18 protein-coding genes are annotated in these 20,340 nt (G+C 53.9%); 8 read left to right on the top strand and 10 right to left on the bottom strand.

Annotated features, from left to right (window positions below):
• Window positions 1-114: 114 nt before the first annotated feature.
• Both ACRBB0_RS23510 and ACRBB0_RS23505 read right to left on the bottom strand, forming a co-directional pair.
• Complete coding sequence (locus ACRBB0_RS23510) at window positions 115-528, bottom strand: DUF4864 domain-containing protein (protein ID WP_431376914.1); 414 nt, start codon at window positions 526-528, stop codon at window positions 115-117.
• 142 nt (window positions 529-670) lie between these two features.
• On the bottom strand, window positions 671-2,248 hold the full coding sequence (locus tag ACRBB0_RS23505; RefSeq protein WP_431376913.1) for a lysine--tRNA ligase: 1,578 nt from the start codon (window positions 2,246-2,248) through the stop codon (window positions 671-673).
• Window positions 2,249-2,350: 102 nt separating this feature from the next.
• On the opposite strand from ACRBB0_RS23505, the gene ACRBB0_RS23500 reads away from it, so the two are divergent.
• A complete protein-coding gene (locus tag ACRBB0_RS23500) occupies window positions 2,351-2,773 on the top strand; it encodes a tellurite resistance TerB family protein (RefSeq protein ID WP_431376912.1) in 423 nt (140 codons plus the stop codon).
• 130 nt (window positions 2,774-2,903) lie between these two features.
• The gene (locus ACRBB0_RS23495) at window positions 2,904-3,332 is read left to right on the top strand and encodes a L,D-transpeptidase (RefSeq protein WP_431376911.1); all 429 of its coding nucleotides are present in this window, start codon (window positions 2,904-2,906) and stop codon (window positions 3,330-3,332) included.
• 10 nt (window positions 3,333-3,342) lie between these two features.
• On the opposite strand, the gene dacB is transcribed toward ACRBB0_RS23495, so the two are convergent.
• The 3 genes from dacB to ACRBB0_RS23480 all read right to left on the bottom strand — a co-directional run bounded on the left by dacB (window position 3,343) and on the right by ACRBB0_RS23480 (window position 7,139).
• Window positions 3,343-4,848 (bottom strand): D-alanyl-D-alanine carboxypeptidase/D-alanyl-D-alanine endopeptidase, encoded by a 1,506-nt coding sequence (gene dacB, locus ACRBB0_RS23490; RefSeq protein WP_431376910.1) that lies wholly within the window; start codon window positions 4,846-4,848, stop codon window positions 3,343-3,345.
• A 72-nt stretch (window positions 4,849-4,920) separates the two neighbouring features.
• The gene (locus ACRBB0_RS23485) at window positions 4,921-5,586 is read right to left on the bottom strand and encodes a nicotinate-nucleotide adenylyltransferase (protein WP_431376965.1); all 666 of its coding nucleotides are present in this window, start codon (window positions 5,584-5,586) and stop codon (window positions 4,921-4,923) included.
• A 68-nt stretch (window positions 5,587-5,654) separates the two neighbouring features.
• Complete coding sequence (locus ACRBB0_RS23480) at window positions 5,655-7,139, bottom strand: methyl-accepting chemotaxis protein (protein ID WP_431376909.1); 1,485 nt, start codon at window positions 7,137-7,139, stop codon at window positions 5,655-5,657.
• Window positions 7,140-7,327: 188 nt separating this feature from the next.
• Between ACRBB0_RS23480 and ettA the strand changes: the two genes are divergently transcribed.
• The 3 genes from ettA to ACRBB0_RS23465 all read left to right on the top strand — a co-directional run bounded on the left by ettA (window position 7,328) and on the right by ACRBB0_RS23465 (window position 11,730).
• Window positions 7,328-8,983: an energy-dependent translational throttle protein EttA gene (gene ettA, locus ACRBB0_RS23475; protein ID WP_431376908.1), complete on the top strand. Its 1,656-nt coding sequence runs from the start codon at window positions 7,328-7,330 to the stop codon at window positions 8,981-8,983.
• Window positions 8,984-9,309: 326 nt separating this feature from the next.
• Entirely contained in the window at window positions 9,310-9,516 is a 207-nt protein-coding gene (locus ACRBB0_RS23470; RefSeq protein ID WP_431376907.1) for a cold-shock protein, read from the top strand.
• A 633-nt stretch (window positions 9,517-10,149) separates the two neighbouring features.
• Entirely contained in the window at window positions 10,150-11,730 is a 1,581-nt protein-coding gene (locus ACRBB0_RS23465) for a methyl-accepting chemotaxis protein (RefSeq protein WP_431376906.1), read from the top strand.
• A 144-nt stretch (window positions 11,731-11,874) separates the two neighbouring features.
• On the opposite strand, the gene ACRBB0_RS23460 is transcribed toward ACRBB0_RS23465, so the two are convergent.
• Window positions 11,875-12,630: a sulfite exporter TauE/SafE family protein gene (locus ACRBB0_RS23460; RefSeq protein WP_431376905.1), complete on the bottom strand. Its 756-nt coding sequence runs from the start codon at window positions 12,628-12,630 to the stop codon at window positions 11,875-11,877.
• A 147-nt stretch (window positions 12,631-12,777) separates the two neighbouring features.
• On the opposite strand from ACRBB0_RS23460, the gene ACRBB0_RS23455 reads away from it, so the two are divergent.
• The 3 genes from ACRBB0_RS23455 to ACRBB0_RS23445 all read left to right on the top strand — a co-directional run bounded on the left by ACRBB0_RS23455 (window position 12,778) and on the right by ACRBB0_RS23445 (window position 15,547).
• A complete protein-coding gene (locus tag ACRBB0_RS23455; protein WP_431376904.1) occupies window positions 12,778-14,463 on the top strand; it encodes an acyl-CoA dehydrogenase family protein in 1,686 nt (561 codons plus the stop codon).
• A gap of 158 nt (window positions 14,464-14,621) precedes the next feature.
• The gene (locus tag ACRBB0_RS23450; protein ID WP_431376903.1) at window positions 14,622-14,963 is read left to right on the top strand and encodes a carboxymuconolactone decarboxylase family protein; all 342 of its coding nucleotides are present in this window, start codon (window positions 14,622-14,624) and stop codon (window positions 14,961-14,963) included.
• Between the two features lie 83 nt (window positions 14,964-15,046).
• Entirely contained in the window at window positions 15,047-15,547 is a 501-nt protein-coding gene (locus ACRBB0_RS23445; protein WP_431376902.1) for an EF-hand domain-containing protein, read from the top strand.
• A 56-nt stretch (window positions 15,548-15,603) separates the two neighbouring features.
• On the opposite strand, the gene pheT is transcribed toward ACRBB0_RS23445, so the two are convergent.
• From pheT to pheS, 4 genes are all read right to left on the bottom strand, one after another.
• Entirely contained in the window at window positions 15,604-18,003 is a 2,400-nt protein-coding gene (gene pheT, locus ACRBB0_RS23440) for a phenylalanine--tRNA ligase subunit beta (protein ID WP_431376901.1), read from the bottom strand.
• 113 nt (window positions 18,004-18,116) lie between these two features.
• Window positions 18,117-18,509, bottom strand: coding sequence for a hypothetical protein (locus ACRBB0_RS23435; RefSeq protein ID WP_431376900.1), 393 nt, complete (start codon window positions 18,507-18,509; stop codon window positions 18,117-18,119).
• Window positions 18,510-18,682: 173 nt separating this feature from the next.
• On the bottom strand, window positions 18,683-19,093 hold the full coding sequence (locus ACRBB0_RS23430) for a DUF2513 domain-containing protein (RefSeq protein ID WP_431376899.1): 411 nt from the start codon (window positions 19,091-19,093) through the stop codon (window positions 18,683-18,685).
• The gene (gene pheS, locus ACRBB0_RS23425) at window positions 19,090-20,163 is read right to left on the bottom strand and encodes a phenylalanine--tRNA ligase subunit alpha (RefSeq protein WP_431376898.1); all 1,074 of its coding nucleotides are present in this window, start codon (window positions 20,161-20,163) and stop codon (window positions 19,090-19,092) included. The genes ACRBB0_RS23430 and pheS overlap by 4 nt, the downstream gene beginning before the upstream one ends.
• Window positions 20,164-20,340: the final 177 nt, after the last annotated feature.

The raw sequence follows: 20,340 nt of genomic DNA, 5'->3' as shown, positions 1-20,340 counted from the left end.
CCCTTTCGTCACAAGAGGCTTCTGTGCCCCGATCGAGAAAGGGAAATATCAACGGGGTCTTAACGGTCTAAAACCGGACCGAACGCTCTTACAACACCCAGCGCAACGCAGCCGTCAAACAGTCATATCCGGGATTGGGATCAATTGAACCGCCGCGATCCGCCAAGACCCATCAACCTTTATCATCTTGTAATCCAGCGAGAAAACTCGGCTTTCCTGATCCGTGACAAGCACATTTTGCCACAATGCACCGTCGATGAGACGCAATTCACCGAAGCGGAGGTCTTGCGGTTTCCAGACCATTGGATAGCCATTTCGCACCATAGCGCCAAAGTTTTCCGCGGTTCCAAACAGGGTTTGAAGAGACGGGCTGGCAAATTCAAATCCTGCAGCAAAGTCGTTATTTTGAAACGCTTCAACCTGATTTTGAATGGTCGTTTCGATGGCTCTGTTCTGCGCTTGAATGTCCTGACTGGCTGCAATCCCTGCGACCATCGAGATGACAAAAGCTATGATCCATGTCTTCACAGTCACTCTCCTCTAACCGACCTACAACCTAGGGTGTTCGCCATGAGGATCAAATTTTCGGTGGCCCAAAAGAAAAGGCGAAACCGGAATAACCCCGATTTCGCCCCTGTTTTGTACTGATTGCCTCGCTGGGTCGGCCCAATCAGCCCAAGTCGCCAGCCAAGCCTTTTTCGATCAGCTTGACCGTTTCGTCGACACCATACAGCGCGATAAAACCGCCAAATCGCGGACCCTGACTTTGCCCCAGCAGCACCTCGTAAAGCGCTTTGAACCAATTGCGCAGCGGATCAAACCCGTGGTCTTTGCCAACCGCAAAGACAATGGTCTGAAGCTCTTCGTCATTGGCCTCACCATCAAAGCTACCCAACCGAGCTGCAAGATCTTCCATGGCCTTGCGCTCTTGCTCATCGGGGGCACGGAACACTTTGGAAGGTTTGACAAAATCTTCGTAATACTTGACCGCAAAACCCGCAGCAGCATCCAAATCGGGATGCGTTTCAGGTGTCGCATCAGGCGCATAACGACGGATAAAGCCCCACATCGCGTCCTTGTCCTCTGCACCCGCGGCCGACGCCAAGTTCAACAACATTGAAAACGGCACAACCATTTTCGATTCTGGAACATCACCATTGTGAATATGCCAAACCGGGTTGTTCACCTGTGCCTTGACGTCCTGTGTCGGATACGCGCGAAGCTGCTGATGATATTCATCCATCGCCTTTGGAATAACGTCGAAATACATACGCTTAGCCGTTTTGGGCTTCTGGTACATGAAATACGACAGGCTCTCGGATGAGGCATAGCTCAGCCATTCATCAATCGAAATTCCGTTGCCGGACGACTTCGAAATCTTCTGACCTTTGTCATCCAAGAACAGCTCATAGGTGAAGTGCTCGGGAGGCCGCACGCCAAGAACCCGGCAAATCCCGTCATAGATCGGCGTGTTGGTGCTATGGTCCTTGCCATACATCTCGAAATCGACACCCAAAGCGGCCCAGCGGGCACCAAAATCTGGCTTCCACTGCAGCTTGACGTTGCCGCCGGTCACCGGAAGCGTCCATTCCTTACCGTCTTCATCGTCAAAGGTAATTTCACCCTTTTCCGCATCGACGTTCTTCATAGGCACATACAAAACCCGCCCGGTTTCCGGGTGGATCGGCAAGAAGATCGAATAGGTCGCCGCACGTTCATCGCGCAGTGACTTGAGCATGATTTTCATCACGTCATCGTATTTTTCACAAGCACGCAGCAGGATGTCGTCAAACTTGCCAGCTTTGTAAAACTCGGTCGCCGAGATGAATTCGTATTCAAACCCGAACGTATCAAGGAACCGACGCAGCATTGCGTTGTTATGATCGCCAAAACTGTCATGGGTGCCGAACGGGTCGGGCACGGTTGTCAGCGGCTTTTGCAGGTGCTCGGCCAGCATGTCTTGGTTCGGCAAATTGCTCGGCACTTTGCGCATACCGTCCATATCGTCCGAAAAACAAATCAAACGGGTCGGAATATCGCTGATCACCTCAAAGGCGCGGCGGATCATTGTTGTCCGCGCGACCTCTCCAAAGGTGCCAATATGAGGCAGGCCAGACGGGCCATAGCCGGTTTCAAAAAGAACATATCCCTTTTCAGGAGGGTTCTTTTCGTACCGTTTGAGCAGACGGCGAGCTTCGTCAAAGGGCCATGCCTTGGTGCTCATTGCCGCGTCGCGCAGATCGGACATTAGATTCTCCTGAAATAAAGGTTGCGGAGCGCTTCCTATTGCCCTGAGCGCTCTGCGTCAATAAATTGCGCTGCAACGCCGCATTTTTGAAAGGCCGGTCCCATGTCAGATACCCCTCATCCCCTTAGCCCGCAAGATTGCCTTGTTGCTGTAATGATTGCGATTTCCGCGTCGGACGAAAATGTTCGGACCGCTGAATTGGTCAAAATAGAATCGGCTGTAAATAATCTTCCGGTATTCGCCGATTACGACGCTGATCGCGTCAGAGAAATGTCGGTTTTGGTGTTTGAGCTCTTTGCCCAAGAAGACGGCCTCGATGCGCTTTTTGGATTGATTCGCAATGATTTACCCGAACGCCTGTTCGAGACAGCCTACGCTCTGGCATGTGATGTTGCGGCCGCCGATGGCACGTTGCAGGAATCGGAACTGCGACTCTTGGAAGAAATTCGTTACGAGCTCGACATTGATCGTCTGCACGCGGCTGCGATCGAACGCGGCGCGCGGGCGCGACATCTTTCGTTGTAAACCAACTTTTCTATTAAATTGGTAGAAACATCGCTCTGGGTCAGGTTTCCCTGACTGACCCAGAGTTAACTTTATCGTATAGTTCCAACAGGCATCATTGCCACGCTGCTTTGAATTCTGGAGGGACATTATGAACCGGATTTTCGCGTCTATTTTAACGCTCACTATGCTTTTTGCTCTACCCGCGACTGGTTTTGCCGCGGCTCTCGTCGCAAAAGTCGACATCTCATCTCAGACAATGACCGTGATTCATAATGGGAAGGTTGCCTATCAGTGGCCCGTCTCTACGGCTCGTAAGGGCAAATACACGCCCCGCGGTTCATGGAGCGCTAAGTGGCTCTCAAAACACCATAAATCCAGCCTCTACAACAACGCTCCCATGCCGTATTCAATCTTTTTTAGCGGCAATTACGCGATCCATGGCACAAATCAGATTAGTCGATTGGGCCGCCCTGCGTCTGCCGGATGCGTGCGGTTGCACCCAGATCATGCCGCTCGGCTTTTTGAGCTCACACGCCGTGTCGGCAAGTCAAATATGAAAGTTGTCATTCACAACTAACCCCTTTGGATCAACCGCTGTAAACGATCCCCCAACGCTCAATAAGCGCTTGTTGTAACCCTTTCGCTCGACGGTTCCATTCACGGCCGCCGGGCGGACGCTCTCTCTCAGATTTTTTGAGTGAAGCGCGCTTATCCAGATTCGCGGCAAAAATCGCAAATACCAACTCGCGCCCGTCTGGAAGGTCGACATACCCTGCCAACCCACTGACAAAATTGAGTGTTCCGGTTTTAGCATGAACCGAAAGTGGGTGATCAGCAATCACCTTTCGTTTCTTATCCAGCATTCGAAACGGCTTTAACAAAGGCTTCAGCTCGCCTGCTTCTCGCAACAAACGCAGCGCTTGCATCATGTCTCGGGCACTGATCCGACTTTTGTCACCAAGTCCCGAATGGTCAACCAACGCCATCGACTGCGTCTCGAAACTCTCCTTGGCCCACTTATTCATAAGATCAGCCGACGCCGCCAAACTTGTCATGGGGCGCCCGCTTCGCTTCTGAGATGCCGTCAATCCCACCACCTCAGCGGTCAGGTTCGTTGACCATTTCAGCATATCTTTTAGAATTTTAAGGAGAGGCGCGCTCTGAATGCTGGCAAGCTTCTGACCGTCAATGCGGGCCTCGCTGATGACCGGTGCTGTCAGTTTTATGCCCTGTGCATGTGCGAGGCTCTGAAAAACTTCACCCGCATAAATCTCAGGTTTGCGAACCGGCAGCCAGCGGGCTCCACCTTTGCCCAACGCGCCTTTTGCAACCGTCCAATTGTCGAGCCCAGCGCGATCTTCGTAGGTGTAAACCGGAATATCGCGAGCGATGACTTGCATTTTCGCCATTCTGACATTGGGTCGATGCGACTCAGTCCGCGCCTGCATGGTTACAGCATAGCTGCCGTTGGCCCGTTTCCATTCAAAATGCACCCGATTATGGTTCAAATTGAGTCCAGAAACTGCGGGATTGTAGCCGACGTGATCAGGCTGACTTTGGTCAATGTCCCGCAAGTGTGGGAGCGCCCCGCCCCACACCTTAAACACGCCTTTAACGCCCTTGACCCCTGCCTCTTTTAGCTTGGCAGCCAACTGAGAAAGACCGTCTGTGTTCAATGTGGGATCGCCACCACCGATGAGGACAAGGTCACCCTGGATCACGCCTTCAACAATCGAACCCGTCGCAACCACCTGAGTTTCAAAGCGAAAACCTGCGCCTAACACATCAAGCCCATAGGCAGCTGTCAGGGCCTTGGCGACGCTTGCCGGTGGTTGACCGATTGCAGGCTCATGCTCTTCCAACAGCTTTCCCGTTGCGACATCAGCCACAGCAAAACCGACTCGCCCGCCTAATTTGGCGGCCTCAAGCAATTCTTCCGCAGGTTTTTGAAGCTCTCGTAGGAAGCTTGCGGATCGCGCAACCGGACGAAGCGACCGTTCAGGCGCATTCGCCAAAAGCGAAGAACCAAGCCCACCGGCCACAAACCCGGCAGTACCCCCTAAAAATATACGTCTAGAAATATGTTTCGTCATATCTCGATCTAAACTTAGTAAATGTCATTGGGCAACCGGGCAATTTTCACCGCCCGGCATTCGTTGAAGCCATCAGCTTTTGTTCCAGTCAGTGGTTTTGCGAATCTGAGACGAACTCACCCCCATCATTGGCATATTCACAAAACTCCATCGCGGGGCCGGACCTTGGGCAAGCAATCGCGCTTGTTTGCCCGACAACCGGGCACCGCTGTATATTCTGGATGTCACTGACATGCGCGCAGCTATGCGCAAATTTGGTCGCGCCAAGACGCCAACCGGTACCTCATTCATAATCCCACGCCAGTTTTCCCAGCGGTGAAACTGAAACAGGTTGTCCGCCCCCATGAGCCAGACGAAAGTCACGTCCGGCCAAACGGTTTTGAGGCGATGCAGGGTTTCGTACGTGAAACGGGTTTTGTGACGCAGCTCAAAATCGCTCACTTGAATGCGCGGGTGGGAAATCAGCTTATGCGCCGCGGCAATGCGGCGTTCGACTGATGCCGGGGGCGTCGGTTTAAGCGGATTTCCAGGACTGACCAGCCACAACACGCGGTCCAGATCAAAACGCTTAAGAGCCTCTTGAGACACGTGCACATGGCCAAGGTGTGGCGGATCAAAGGATCCCCCCAACACTCCGACACGCATACCCCGTGCCAAATTCACCCCTTCGGACCACTTCGCCACGTTGTCTCCGTTCCATTCCGCATTGCTGTGTTTGGGATAGGGGCTCATGTACAGGACTGCAAGAAAACAGCTTGTTTCGTTAACCAGTTTTCAGACCAAACTGTGTTCAATCCAACGCAGCATCAAAACTCTTGCCAAGGGCGCGCGCGCCCTGCCACCCGCCTTCGCCCGCTTTCAGGGGGGGCACTTGGGGCGTCTTGGCTCCAATCATCAAACGCGAAATCAGGCTTTCTGAGGGTGTCGGGACCCGCCGAGGTTTGTTGCTGAAACTGAGTGACCAAAGCCCGAATTCCAACGGCTTTTTCACGCAACGCTCGACCAGCCGCTGCGCTTTCGCCAACCATGGCGGCATTTTGCTGGGTGACTTGATCAAGCATCGAAATGCCATTGTTGATCTCAGACAACCCAGTTGCTTGCTCTGACGCACCGCTTGCGATGCTTTGCACGCGCGAGGTGACTTCGGTTACACCCTCTAGAATTTCCTCAATTGAATGTCCCATTTCCGAAACCAAAACCACTCCGTTGCTGACATTATCGTTTGATTCTTCAATCAACTCTCTGATCTCAGACGCACTGTCGGAGGACCGTTGTGCAAGGGCGCGCACTTCTGCCGCCACCACGGCAAAACCACGCCCGACTTCTCCAGCGCGGGCTGCCTCAACCCCCGCATTCAACGACAACAGGTTGGTTTGGAACGCGATTTCTTCCATCACCTGAATGATTTGTGCGATCTGTTTTGATGATTTTTCGATGGCCCCCATGGCCTCGACCGCCCGCCCGCGCACGATTTCGCCGCTTTCCGCCTTGTCGCGGGCCTGCGAAATAGCCGACACGATCTGCTTGGCACCATCTGCGGTGGAGGTAACACTTGAGGTGATTTGCTCCATCGCGGCGGCCGTTTGCTCAAGAGTAGCGGCCTGATTTTCGGTTCGCTGAGACAAGTTATCCGCGCCCTCACTCAAAACAGCAGCGTCGCGGTCAATCGATTCCGCACTTGCTCCCATCTCTGAAATGATATTGGCCAAGGAATCTACCGTTTGATTAAAATCCGCCCTGAGGGGTTCGTAATCGGCCTGCATTGGCTTGCGAATTTGACAGCTGAGGTCACCTGCCGACAGATTGCGTAGCCCTCCTCCCAGCTGCTCCATAACAAACGCCATTTCGGTCGCCCAATTCTCGGTCTCGCTTGCGTCGTGGCGGTCAGACGTCACCTTTTCTTTTAGGGTCTTATAGACTGTTTCCAGATCCCCGGCCCCAATATCTCGGCCAATATCACGGCTGACATCACCACCGCAGGACACCAGAAAATCTGCCATATCGTGAACCAATCCAGCGACTTGCCGCGTGTTGCGTCGGGCTTCCAATATGCAGGCGACGCTCACGCACATCAGGGTCAAAACCGGCAGCCCAATCATAACCACCTTGATCCGTTCGATTGCGCCTTGCCCCAGAGGTTCACCGCCGTTGATCGACAGCAGCCAATACCCGCCCCCAGACAACAACACCGATACGGTGAATACTGGCAGCGCAACCGCAAGCAAAATCCTCCGCTGCCCTCCGAAAGGCGGCGCAGTTTTCCGGCGCTTTTCAGGTTGTGCGGCGAACATCTGGCCTCTCCATACCGTCGACAGAGCCATTTCAGACCCGATTTGCCGCCCAAAAAACCAAGGAATTGTTTAAATCAAATTAATGGTTAACGGATGCGCGCCAAACAACAGGCACAGGCCGATTGCACAGACCCGCACAAACCGCTACTTCGGCGTTCAACACAGATTTCTCAACGGAGCAATAAGCCATGGCGTCTTACCAGTATGTCTACCACATGGATGGTGTATCCAAGACCTATCCGGGCGGGAAAAAATGCTTTGAAAACATCCGGCTGAGCTTCTTGCCGGGTGTAAAAATTGGTGTCGTAGGCGTCAACGGTGCCGGTAAATCGACGCTTATGAAAATCATGGCGGGAATCGACAAGGATTTTGTCGGCGAAGCCTGGTCCGCCGAAGGGGCCAAGGTCGGTTACCTGCCGCAGGAACCGCATTTGGACGAAAGCCTGGATGTTCGCGGCAATGTGATGCTGGGCGTTAAGGCCAAAAAGGACATCCTTGATCGCTACAACGAATTGGCGATGAACTATTCGGATGAAACCGCGGACGAGATGGCCACGCTGCAAGACGAAATCGACGCCCAGAACCTTTGGGATCTCGATAGTCAGATTGACGTTGCGATGGAGGCCCTGCGCTGCCCTGCGGATGACGCGGATGTTTCGACCCTGTCGGGTGGTGAAAAGCGCCGCGTTGCATTGTGCAAATTGTTGCTCGAAGCCCCTGATATGCTTTTGCTCGACGAACCGACCAACCACTTGGACGCCGAAACAATCGCTTGGTTGCAAAACCACCTGATCGAATACAAAGGCACCATCCTGATCATCACCCATGACCGTTACTTCTTGGATGATATCACAGGCTGGATTCTGGAACTCGATCGGGGCCGTGGCATTCCGTATGAAGGCAATTATTCAGCTTGGCTCGATCAAAAGGCCAAACGCCTGTCCCAAGAGGCGCGCGAAGACAAAGCCAAGCAAAAGACGCTTGAGCGCGAATTGGAATGGATGCAACAAGGGGCCAAAGCGCGCCAGGCCAAATCCAAAGCCCGTATCGCCGCCTATGAGGAAATGGCCGGGCAGTCAGAACGTGAACGCGTTGGCCGTGCCCAAATCGTTATTCCAAATGGTCAGCGCCTTGGAGCCAAGGTGATTGAGGTCGAAAACTTGACCAAGGCCATGGGTGACAAGCTCCTTATTGAGGACCTGTCCTTTAGCCTGCCCCCTGGTGGTATTGTTGGGGTGATTGGTCCAAACGGTGCTGGTAAATCCACCCTTTTCAAGATGTTGACGGGCAATGAGCAACCTGATTCCGGCTCGATTGAGCTTGGCGACACGGTGCAGCTGTCTTATGTGGATCAATCACGCGATGATCTTGAAGATGGCGAAACTGTTTGGGAAGCGATCACCGGCGGCGCTGAGGTTATCAAACTCGGCGATGCTGAAGTGAACTCCCGCGCCTATTGTTCATCGTTCAACTTCAAAGGGGGGGATCAGCAAAAGCCGGTCAATAAGCTCTCTGGTGGTGAGCGAAATCGTGTGCACATGGCGCGCTTGCTCAAGTCCGGCGGCAATGTGCTGTTGCTCGACGAACCGACCAACGACCTTGACGTGGAAACCCTGCGTGCTCTTGAAGATGCGCTGACTGATTTCGCAGGTTGTGCGGTTGTCATTTCGCACGACCGCTTTTTCCTCGATCGGATTTGTACACATATCTTGGCCTTTGAAGGCGAAGCCCATGTGGAATGGTTCGAAGGCAACTTTGAGGACTACGAAGAAGACAAGAAGCGCCGACTGGGCGAATCTGCGCTTGAGCCGACACGGGTTAAATTCAAGAAATTCGTTCGCTAAAAATGCCTGGGTTCCGCTGTCTCTATGCGGCGGAGCCCACACCATTTCCACCAAAGATGTGAGGCCCCCGATGCCTCTAGGGTTGAGCTCTACGCGGACCGCCACGGTGATGTTGCAGCGCTTTTTGAGCCCTCGGACCAAGCCGTCGCGTTATGCGGCTCCCGCTTGAGATGTCCCAATCTCTTTACAGAATTGCGAAAATCTGCGATACGAACCGCGCTACTCTCTACCTCGACCACTGTTTCCCTACCGGCCTCAGTCTCGACGTGACGACGACGCCGAAGCTGTCGCACCAACGCGGACAGCCAAATCCAAAGGGAACAAAAATGGCAACTGGCACTGTAAAATGGTTCAACACCACCAAAGGCTATGGCTTCATCGCACCTGACGATGGCGGCAAAGATATCTTCGTACACATTTCGGCTGTCGAACGTTCTGGTCTGACTGGCCTGCAAGACAACCAAAAAGTGTCTTTTGAGCTAAGCTCTGGCCGTGATGGCCGCGAAAGCGCAACAGACATTGAACTCGCGTAAGGCACGCCTTTCAAAACCAGATTGGGCCTGAGCATTAGCTGTCGGGCCCTTTTTGTTGGTGACACGATGCATTCACGCCTGTGACAGGTAAGTGAAACATGACTGTTAACACCCACGGTTTGTCCCCATCTTAGTGCGTAGGAGGACAATCCAATGGCCCACAAACACAATCAACCGACCCAAGATGCCCCACGGCTTCCGATGCCTGGCCCACGCTCCCCACGACGCTACCGTTTTCGCGATTGGGCGGCGCTGTGATCTGGCAAAATCCCCGCCAATTTCCCTGATTATGCGCGCATTTTTCTATATTTCAGCGTCTCCGCGCCGCCGCAAAGATACCCATCGTTAAGGCATACCCCTTAGGCCTGACAAAATGAAAATGGTCGGCCTTATATGCGCAGCGTTAAGCGCAGCTTTGTTCCTGAGCACGTCTGCATTTGCGATGATCGTCGTCAGTACAGGGGTGGATGACACCGATTTGATCCTTGTTGTGTCCTACCCGTGGGGGCCGCATGCTTCTGATATTATTAGAGGTTCAGGATTGAACGAAACATACCCTGTCCGCGCTCCTTTCGGCAGTCTGACCATGATCGAAACGCCCAATGACCTGAACTCACTTCGAGCAGGCGGGGCTTGGCTGTTATTAGACGGGAAAAAGGTCGCAAACCTATGCTCACCAAGGGTTTAAAAAAGCCATCCGGCAATCAGGAATTCAAGCTTCAGCTATTGGCCAGCCTAACGATGGCCCCCGGACCTATGCTTGTTTCGCTGTTTCTCAATCCTGCCATTGCCTGGTGGATATTGGGTGCGGCCAGCTTGGCGATTTCTGCTTTGACGGTGTTGGCGCGTCGCATGCCCGGTGCGATTGCCCCCTATGTCATTGCATTTACGTTTGTGGCCCATTGCGTTGTTTTTACGATTTCATTCATTGGTCATCCTTGGCAGATCGACTCACACATGCTTTATTTCGTGGCCATTGCGGTTGCCTCGACGCTGTACAACCCCAAGGCCCTATTCTTTACGGCTGCGGTCATTGCTGTACACCACCTGTCGTTGACTGTTCTTTTGCCTGGCCTAGTTTACCCGGACGGATCACTCGCCTCAAACCTTGGTAGAACGGTCATGCATGCTGTGATTGTCGTGATGGAAACCGGCGTTTTGTTGGCGAATATTCTGAAAAAACAAAGCGCTGATGCACAAGTTGAAGCACAAAGACGAGAGGCCATCACACAGGCCGAAATTGCTCAGGATGCACAAATGCAAGCCCAAAGTAGCCAAGAGCAATCCGAGAAAATTGTCGCGATCCTGACCGCTAATCTGGCTGAACTTGCGGACGGAAACTTGACTTGTGAGATCACGGAGGAATTCCCAGCCTCCCATGCCAAATTAAAAGACGACTTCAATCAGACAATTGAAACGCTCAATTCGACGATGGAGAGGGTCGTTTTGGTTGCCGCAGGCCTCCAGCGCAGATCGACCGAGGTCGCCCGTGCCTCCGATAATCTGTCGAATCGAACCGAATCTCAGGCGGCGACGCTTGAAGAAGCGGCTGCCGCACTTGAAGAGTTGACGAATAGTGTCGGCTCGGCCGCCGCAGGAACCAAAAACGTCGAGAGCAGCATATTGCTAGCCAAAGAAGGGGCCGAAAACAGTGGGCACGTTGTTCAAAACGCTATTGAAGCGATGAATGAAATTGAAAACAGTGCCAGCCATATCAATCAAATCATTGGTGTAATCGACAATATCGCATTCCAAACCAATTTGTTGGCCCTGAATGCAGGGGTCGAAGCCGCGCGGGCCGGAGACGCAGGCAATGGATTTGCTGTGGTCGCTTCTGAAGTCCGCGCCCTCGCCCAGCAATCCGCCGAATCTGCCAAAGAAATTAAGGCTTTGATCGGAAACAGTACTGAACAAGTCGATCACGGCGTTCAACTTGTTGGAAATGCAGGAACCGCATTGAGCGAAATCGTCGATCAAATCGGAGAGGTTTCCCGCCAAATGTCGGCGATCACTGAAGGAACAATGCATCAATCGTCAAGCCTCACTGAGATCAATAGCGGCGTCACACAGCTTGATCGCGTGACGCAAGAAAACGCTGCAATGGTCCAGCAATCCAATCAATCTAGCCACATGTTGGATAAAGATGCCCGCTCATTGGCAGACTTGGTTTCGCGGTTCAAAACCCGCGAAACAGAAAGACAAACTGCGGCCTGAAGACAGGCTATCGGAGGATTGTTTCACCGAAAGAATGGACCTCTCAACCAAAGTTGGTCGGTTTGGATGAGAGGCTCGGCACAGGTGCATGGGTTGTTTGATGTCTGGGATTTCATGTCCTTGCGCCCAACAAGGCACGAAACTCTAAAACAAGGCGCGCCGCAAAAGGTTAACCCCAGCCACAAGTAAAACGATCAAAGTCGCACGGCGAAATACTGATTGGTCAATCCGATCATGCAAAACCGAACCTATTTGCATCCCTAAAACAGCGGGCACCAGCATAACTGCGGAAAACCAAACCGTTGTCGCATTCAAAATCCCCGATGCCATATGCGCGCCAGTTAGCGCCAATGCCCCCAGACCATAGATCACGCCTTGGACGCGAATTTGCTCGCTCTTCTCCGTTCCAAGCGCCGTCAAATACGCCACAGTCGGCGGCCCCCAAACCCCCGACAACCCGCCAATAAAGCCTGCAAAGGCCCCGACACTCATTTCGACTTTGGGGCTGGGTTTGAGCCTCGGTTGCCAGCCGGCCAATTGCATTGCGCTAAACACCACGATCGGCCCACCGATCACGGCGAGCATCACCTCAATAGGAAGAACACGTACCAATTGTGACGACAAAAGGATTGTCACCAAGCCGGTTGCCAGAAACAAGCGAAACCGTTTGACTGATGCCAGTGCCTCTCCCAAACCTTGTCGCGTTGCTTGCATGCCATTTGTGACCAAGGTTGGCAGTATCAGCCCCGCGAGGGCAAGTTCCGGCGCGATCACACTTCCCAGCCCTGAGACAAGAATCATCGGCATCGCAAAACCGACCATCCCTTTGACCACGCCGGCCAAAAGCCCAATTCCTAGGCACAGCGACAAAAGCATGAAATTTGAGAAAATGGCGTCCATACCAGTGATTTAACACGGCAATCTGGAAGATGCGCCAAAATTCAGCCACGCAACTTTTGAACTTCAGCACCGCAGCATTCGTATTTATGTTGCGCTGCAAGTGCGAAATAGGTAAACCCGCTGAAGAAAAGTATAAGGATGCATATCATGGCGCATGACGGACAAGACCCAAGCCTCGGCGGTGCGATCCTGCCTGATCTTCTGACACTAACCGGCGCGGCCATTGCCCCGGTAGAAGCCGTCTTTGACGCGGCAAGAAATAGCGTGCGGGACATTGTCAGCAAAGACGGACGCGTCTCTGGAGCGTTGATTGAAGCTAATCAAACGGCAGCGCATGGTCTTGCATGGCTCGCAACCTACCTTGAATGCCTGCGGCAGATGCAGGGTTGGGCCGAACGCCTGCAAGCCGACGGCACGTTTGGAGAGCTGGAACAGCTGCTGCATCAGATCGCCTTTGGGGAGTACCTCTGGCAGATTTATGGTGGCATTCAGATGAACCAAGGCGAAATGGTTCGCCTGCAAGACATGGGGCTGTCGCAAGATGACGCCCGCGTATTGATGGCCGACGCTGTCATGACGTTGACCCAAGGTGGCAATACCCAAAGTGCCCGCACTCGCTTGGTCGAGCTGATCCAGCAACGTGAGGGTGACATCACCTATGGTGAAACCGGTCTTGACGAAGAGCTGGACATGTTCCGCGAACAAATGCGTCGCTATGCCGTTGATAAAGTAGAACCATTTGCCCATGAATGGCACCTCAAAGACCAGCTGATCCCGATGGAAATCATCGACGAGCTCTCTGAAATGGGTGTGTTTGGTCTAACGATCCCCGAGGAATATGGCGGGCTTGGAATGTCCAAGGCCTCCATGTGCGTTGTTTCCGAGGAACTGTCGCGCGCCTATATTGGGGTCGGCTCACTTGGCACCCGCTCAGAAATTGCGGCGGAACTGATCATTGCCGGTGGCACCGAAGAGCAGAAACAAAAGTGGCTGCCGGCGCTGGCATCCGGTGAAAAACTGCCAACCGCGGTCTTTACGGAACCCAACACCGGCTCCGATCTCGGGTCGCTGCGGACCCGCGCCGTCAAGGATGACAATGGCGACTATAAAGTCACCGGAAACAAGACTTGGATCACCCACGCCGCGCGAACCCATGTTATGACGCTTCTGGCCCGGACCGACCCAGACACAAGCAATTACAAAGGCTTGTCGATGTTCCTGGCCGAGAAAACACCCGGCACCGATGAAGATCCGTTCCCGACCGAAGGCATGACCGGCGGGGAAATTGAAGTGCTTGGCTATCGCGGAATGAAGGAATACGAACTCGGGTTTGATAATTTCCATGTCAAAGGCGAAAACCTGTTGGGCGGCGAGACCGGCAAAGGCTTCAAGCAATTGATGGAAACCTTTGAAAGCGCCCGCATTCAAACCGCTGCTCGCGCCATTGGCGTTGCACAATCCGCAATGGATGTCGGGATGAAATACGCGCAGGACCGCAAGCAATTTGGCAAGTCACTGATCGATTTCCCACGGGTGTCGGGCAAGATTGCCATGATGGCCACAGAAATCATGGTTGCCCGCCAACTGTCCTACTTCTCGGCCCGCGAAAAGGATGAAGGGCGGCGCTGTGACCTTGAGGCTGGCATGGCCAAGCTGTTGGGGGCCCGCGTTGCTTGGGCCGCTGCGGATAACGCATTGCAAATCCACGGCGGCAACGGTTTCGCGCTGGAATACACAGTGAGCCGCATCCTCTGTGACGCCCGGATTCTCAATATCTTTGAGGGAGCCGGGGAAATTCAGGCGCAGGTCATCGCGCGCCGCCTATTGGGCTAATTGGCCCACTTTTTACTCTCCACTAGGCCCTGTGCGACGATCGCCGGGGCCTTTTCTTTTGCCAAATTCGGTCTCACCTGAGCGAACATGATCCGGATCAATGTTTGCATTCCGGTTTCATGATGTGTGTCTCCCAAATTCTATTCAAGGAGACCATCATGACCTGGACAAACAAGCTTAACGACACAAAAGCTCAGCTAAAACAACTTGGTGCAATGATCCCAGACACCGTTGCAGGTTTTGGAGCGATTGGAAAAAGCGTTAAGAAAGACGCAGCGCTGACTTTCAAGGAGAAGGAATATGTCGCGCTTGGGATTGCTGTGGCAACACGTTGCGAACCTTGCATTTTATTCCACACCGAAGCCCTTGTAAGGCTGGGTGCCACACGCGAAGAAGTGTCGGAAGTCTTGGCGACTTGTATCCAAATGGCTGGTGGCCCCGGGCTGATGTATTCCGGAAAAGCACTCGAAGTTTTTGATGAATTGAGCGCCAAATCCTAACCTGCGACATCCTGGCCCGACGGGACTGCAGTTACATTCCGTATAATGAATGTAACTGCAAATAATCTGTTAGGAGACAACACATGATCCGCACCCTATTCCCCCTGATCGTTATCGCAAGCACCGCAGTGGCCGAACAATCGCCCGGAGCACATTTCATTGAAAACTGGGATTTGGACGAAGATGGCCAAGTGACTGTGGCCGAGGCTGCCGAACGGCGTGGTGATGTTTTTACAACCTTTGACGCCAATGACGACGGTTATCTCGATGCTGAAGAGTATGTTGCCTTTGACGAGGCGCGCGAAAACGACATGCGCGAAAATGCTATGCCCGGAAATGGTACGGGGCGCGGGCAACATGCTGCCAATGGCCTGCGACGTGAAGTGAATGACGCCGATAACGATGGCACAGTCAGCCGCGAAGAGTTTGTTAGCGGAACTGAAAGCTGGATCGTCAAAATGGACACCGATGGTGACGGCGTGATCACAACCGCCGATTTTGGCAGAGGCAAAGGTGCAGGGACGGGTCAGGGCCAGGGTCTGGGCAAGGGAAAAGGCCAAGGCATGGGCCAAGGAAAAGGCTGAAACACGAAAGGCCACCCTAAACCGGGTGGCCTTTTGATGAAGTTTATGGCCTGTGTTTAGCCGCGTAATTCGCCGCCTGTGGCCTTGTTCACTTTCTGAACGATCTTTGCAGCAACGGCCTCGATATCTTTTTCTTTCAGGGTGTTATCGGTTGGTTGCAGGCGCACTGTAATGGCGAGTGACTTTTTACCCTCGCCCAGATTACCGCCGATAAACTCGTCAAACACCCGCACATCCTCGATCAAGGCTTTGTCAGCACCCGCAGCGGCGTTCACCAATGTCAGCGCCTCAACATTTGTATCGACGACAAAGGCAAAGTCGCGCTCAACCGCTTGCAAATCGTTCATGGCAAGCGCTGAACGGGTTGCGTTGGATTTACGCGGCAATGGCACGTTTTCGGGATACAAGACAAAAGCAACAGCCGGACCCTTGATACCAAGTTCGCTGAGCACTTTGGGGTGCAATTCGCCAAAGACACCCAAGACTTTCTTGGGCCCCAAGCAAATCCGACCATGACGACCCGGATGCCACCAGCCTTCGCCACCACGCAGGACCTGTACCTTGGCAGGCGCTCCGATCGCAGCCAAAGCCGCTTCCGCATCGGCTTTGACATCAAACAGGTCAACGGCGCGCATGGCACCATACACATCTTTGGGGCCAGTGCGACCAACCAACAGGCCCGCAACTTGCAAGCTTTGCTCGCCAGGTTCGCCGCCTTCAAAGGTATGACCAACCTCAAACAGTGCCAAATCTGCGTAACCGCGGGCCTGATTGCGCGCTGCGGCCTGAAGCAAACCGGGCAGCAAAGACGGGCGCATGTGGCTCATCTCGGACGAAATTGGGTTTGCCAACATCGTAGCATCATCGCCACCGCCAAACAGGGCCGCGGCTGCCTGATCGATAAATGTATAGGTCACGCACTCATTGTAACCGAGCGTCGCAATGGTGCGGCGGGCGGTACGTTCGCGTTTTTGCATCGGTGACAGAATTGGCTTGGGCACGCCGGGCTGCAGGCGCGGCAAAGGTTTGCCCACCAGTTTGGTCAAGGACGCAATACGCGCCACCTCTTCGACCAAATCGGCATCGCCTTTCACGTCTGAACGCCAGCTCGGAACATGCGCCAAATCACCTTCCATACGGAAGCCGAGCGCAGTCAGGGTCTGGCGTTGTTCAGCCTCGGGAATCTCCATCCCAACCAGAGAGATCACGCGCTTGGCGTCCAAACGATAGCTGCGCGACACATCTGGCACCTGGCCCGCAGTGACAACTTTGGAGGCCTCGCCGCCACACAGATCTAGGATCATCTGCGCAGCATCTTCCATCGCCTGCATGTTATAGGCCGGGTCAATGCCGCGTTCATTGCGATACCGCGCGTCGCTGTTGATCTTCAGCGCGCGACCAGTATGAGCGATCTGGATGTGATCCCAAACCGCAGCCTCAAGGAACACATTTGTGGTTTCTTCGGTGCATCCGGTGGACAACCCGCCCATGATACCACCGATACTTTCAATGCCGCTGTCATCGGAAATGACAACCTGACCGTCTTTGAACGCATATTCTTTTTCGTCCAGACCAACCAGAGTATCGCCAGCCTTGGCACGGTGAATACGCAGATTGCCTTGAACTTTGTCAGCATCGAACACATGCAACGGACGATTACGATCAAAAGTGAAAAAGTTGGTGATATCGACCAGCGCCGAAATCGGACGCAAACCGATCGCTTTCAAACGCTGTTGCAGCCATTCGGGCGACGGTCCGTTTTTGACCCCTTTGATCAAACGGCCTGCGAACACCTCACACCCGTTTTCGCGGGTGTCTTCGTCAATGCTCACTGTGATTGGGCTTGCGAAGGCCCCTTCAACGGCCTCAACTTTGAGAGGTTTCAACGTCCCAAGGCCGCGCGCCGCGAGATCACGGGCGATGCCATGCACACCCAAAGCGTCTTGGCGGTTCGGGGTGATGGCAATTTCGATCACTGGATCAACTTTTTCGGGGCTATTTGCAGCCAGCCAATCAACGAACTTGTCGCCAACCTCACCGTTCCGCAATTCGATGATGCCGTCATGATCATCGCCAAGCTGCAGCTCTTTCATCGAAGCCATCATGCCGTGGCTTTCGACGCCGCGAATTTTGCCAACGCTCAGTGTAATATCAAGGCCGGGCACGTAATCGCCCGGCTTGCAGAGCACCACGGTGATGCCTTCGCGCGCGTTGGGGGCACCACAAACGATCTGTTTGTCACCTTCATCGGTGGCCACGGTGCACACGCGCAGACGGTCGGCATCAGGGTGTTGCTCAGCATGCGTGACCTTGGCGATTGTGAAATTCGCCAGCGCCTCGGCAGGGTTTTCTATGCCTTCAACTTCAAGGCCAAGATCAGTCAGAGTTTCGGCGATCTCATCGACCGAGGCCGAGGTGTCGAGATGGTCTTTCAGCCAGGAAAGAGTGAATTTCATGTGCCAGCGCCTCGGGTATTGGAATGGGTGTGTCTAACGGTTGGGATGTCCTTACCGGATAGACGATTGGGTGAAAAGAGGCTGGTGCATGTAAGTCGTCGATGGCTGCCGAACTAGTTCAATTCAGCCCGCATAGATCGGCGCATCGGCCCCATGCAATCACCAATCGTTAGGGTAAAACCGGTCGGATAGGCGGGGCGGTCAAAACTCACCATGGCGCGCCCCCAATTCATGCTCGGCTGGCCATCAGGGCGCATCATCGACACCGCGCATTGATCCGGCCCCGGCGCAATCCAAAGCGCATCATGCACGCCGCGATTGTCGTAATTGCCAGCAAGGCCGGGGATCACCAATTCGGCACGCGCCCCCGTTTCGGTGATAAAGGAAAAGATCGCCGCGCCGGCTTTTTCGTCCTCATAGATGACATCACCAGTGGTCGAGGTCCAAACCTCATCCGCCGTGGCGCTGGTGGCTATGATCGATAGGGCAAGGAGTGTGCGGAACATGGCGGGCCTCTGAGGTTGGTATAGCCTCAGAGTGGCACGGGATGCGTATTCAAGCGAGGGAATTCCGACGGACTGTTAACCACAAAGGGCGGCCCCCGTCCGCGGGTGGGGGAGAAGCCCCCGCCCATGGGGGGCGGTCGGGGGCTGCCCGGCTTGAGGCCGGGCGAAAGTTGTTAAAGCTTCAATCCGGTTTTGTCTTCTAAGGTTTTCTTCGCAAACCCGATGGCCAAATTCTTCACAATCTCTAATGTAAAGCTCCCACCGGCCTCGGTAATCGTATCCTTGGTTTTTTCCCATATACCGTTTGCGCGTATGGCATCTAGGTAATCATGGCCGGCAGGAGTTAACCGGCGAATGAAGATAGTTGGCTCGCCCTCATCCCAAAGAACCAGAGTGCTTCCAGCAGACTGTACTAAGCCAGCCAGGACACATTGCTCCAAATTGTACGCAATCAGATGTTTGTCGTCACTGTCAAAGAACGTTAGTTCAGAATCATCCAGCCGCACTTCGATGAAGTTATCCGCAAGACCTTGTTTTTCTATGTAGAAAAGCCATTTTCTAAGGATCCCGAGATCCCGTTTCACTTGCTCAAACCACCATGCAGCGTCGGCACATCCAACGGGGTGAACCCATAGTGTTTTAGCCAACGCAGGTCTGAGTCAAAGAACGCCCGCAAGTCGGGGATGCCGTATTTCAGCATGGCGAGGCGGTCGATGCCGATGCCAAAGGCAAAGCCTTGGTATTCCTTAGGATCAACGCCTGCGTTTTCCAGAACCTTGGGGTGAACCATGCCAGAGCCGAGGATTTCCATCCAGTCGTCGCCTTCGCCAACCTTGAGCACGCCATTTTCCCATGAACACTGAATATCGACCTCGGCCGATGGTTCGGTGAATGGGAAATGCGAGGCGCGGAAGCGCAGTTCTACGTGATCAACCTCGAAAAACGCTTTCACAAACTCTTCGAGGCACCATTTCAGGTTGGCCATCGAGACGTCTTTGCCAATACATAGGCCCTCGACCTGATGGAACATCGGTGTGTGCGTCTGGTCGTAATCGGCGCGATAAACGCGGCCCGGCGCGATAATGCGGATTGGCGCGCCTTGCGCTTCCATCGAGCGGATTTGAACCGGCGAGGTGTGCGTGCGCAGGATATGCGGCGGACGGTCATCACCCTCGGCGCGGTTCATATAGAATGTGTCCATCTCGGCACGGGCCGGGTGGTGGCTTGGGATGTTCAACGCATCAAACACATACCAATCGGAATCAATCTGCGGCCCTTCTGCAACCGCAAAGCCCATATCGGCGAAGATCGCGCTGACTTCCTCGGTCACCTGTGAAATCGGGTGGATCGAGCCGCTGCGTTGCGGACGCGCGGGCAACGTCACGTCAAGCCATTCGGTGGCCAAACGCGCATCCAATGCGGCATCTGCAAGCGCAGCTTTCTTGGCGGCCAGCGCGGCATTGATTTCATCCTTGAGCGCATTCAACGCCGGACCGGCGACTTGGCGTTCTTCCGGCGTCATTTTACCCAAAGACCGCATTTGCAGGCTGATCTCGCCCTTTTTGCCGACGGCCTGAACACGCAGCTCTTCGAGCGCGGCCTCATCAGTGGCGGTCTTGATAAGGTCGAGATATTTGGTTCTCAGATCATCCATGTCACGGCTCCAGAATACGCCTGAGACGAGTTACAGAGACCGGCGGCAAGTGGCAAGAGCGCACTTCGTTTCTAAGCCATCTATGCCGTTAATCACGCAGTAAACCAACCGCAATATTTGCCGCCGTTGTGACCTCCCCGTGCCCGGCGCATCGGTCCCCTGCCCCAGAAACGACAT

The sequence above is a fragment of the Pelagimonas sp. genome (assembly GCF_050633425.1).
Classification (GTDB): Bacteria; Pseudomonadota; Alphaproteobacteria; order Rhodobacterales; family Rhodobacteraceae; genus Pelagimonas.
Note: the sequence above shows the minus strand (reverse complement) of the source record. Positions and strands in the feature narration are given on the sequence as shown.

Coding starts and splice junctions, on each gene's coding strand:
- ACRBB0_RS23435 (WP_431376900.1), bottom strand. CDS start 18,509: ATGTTCCGCACACTCCTTGCCCTATCGATCATAGCCACCAGCGCCACG.
- ACRBB0_RS23455 (WP_431376904.1), top strand. CDS start 12,778: ATGGCGCATGACGGACAAGACCCAAGCCTCGGCGGTGCGATCCTGCCT.
- ACRBB0_RS23470 (WP_431376907.1), top strand. CDS start 9,310: ATGGCAACTGGCACTGTAAAATGGTTCAACACCACCAAAGGCTATGGC.
- ACRBB0_RS23445 (WP_431376902.1), top strand. CDS start 15,047: ATGATCCGCACCCTATTCCCCCTGATCGTTATCGCAAGCACCGCAGTG.
- dacB (WP_431376910.1), bottom strand. CDS start 4,848: ATGACGAAACATATTTCTAGACGTATATTTTTAGGGGGTACTGCCGGG.
- ettA (WP_431376908.1), top strand. CDS start 7,328: ATGGCGTCTTACCAGTATGTCTACCACATGGATGGTGTATCCAAGACC.
- ACRBB0_RS23505 (WP_431376913.1), bottom strand. CDS start 2,248: ATGTCCGATCTGCGCGACGCGGCAATGAGCACCAAGGCATGGCCCTTT.
- ACRBB0_RS23460 (WP_431376905.1), bottom strand. CDS start 12,630: ATGGACGCCATTTTCTCAAATTTCATGCTTTTGTCGCTGTGCCTAGGA.
- pheT (WP_431376901.1), bottom strand. CDS start 18,003: ATGAAATTCACTCTTTCCTGGCTGAAAGACCATCTCGACACCTCGGCC.
- ACRBB0_RS23450 (WP_431376903.1), top strand. CDS start 14,622: ATGACCTGGACAAACAAGCTTAACGACACAAAAGCTCAGCTAAAACAA.
- ACRBB0_RS23500 (WP_431376912.1), top strand. CDS start 2,351: ATGTCAGATACCCCTCATCCCCTTAGCCCGCAAGATTGCCTTGTTGCT.
- pheS (WP_431376898.1), bottom strand. CDS start 20,163: ATGGATGATCTGAGAACCAAATATCTCGACCTTATCAAGACCGCCACT.
- ACRBB0_RS23480 (WP_431376909.1), bottom strand. CDS start 7,139: ATGTTCGCCGCACAACCTGAAAAGCGCCGGAAAACTGCGCCGCCTTTC.
- ACRBB0_RS23495 (WP_431376911.1), top strand. CDS start 2,904: ATGAACCGGATTTTCGCGTCTATTTTAACGCTCACTATGCTTTTTGCT.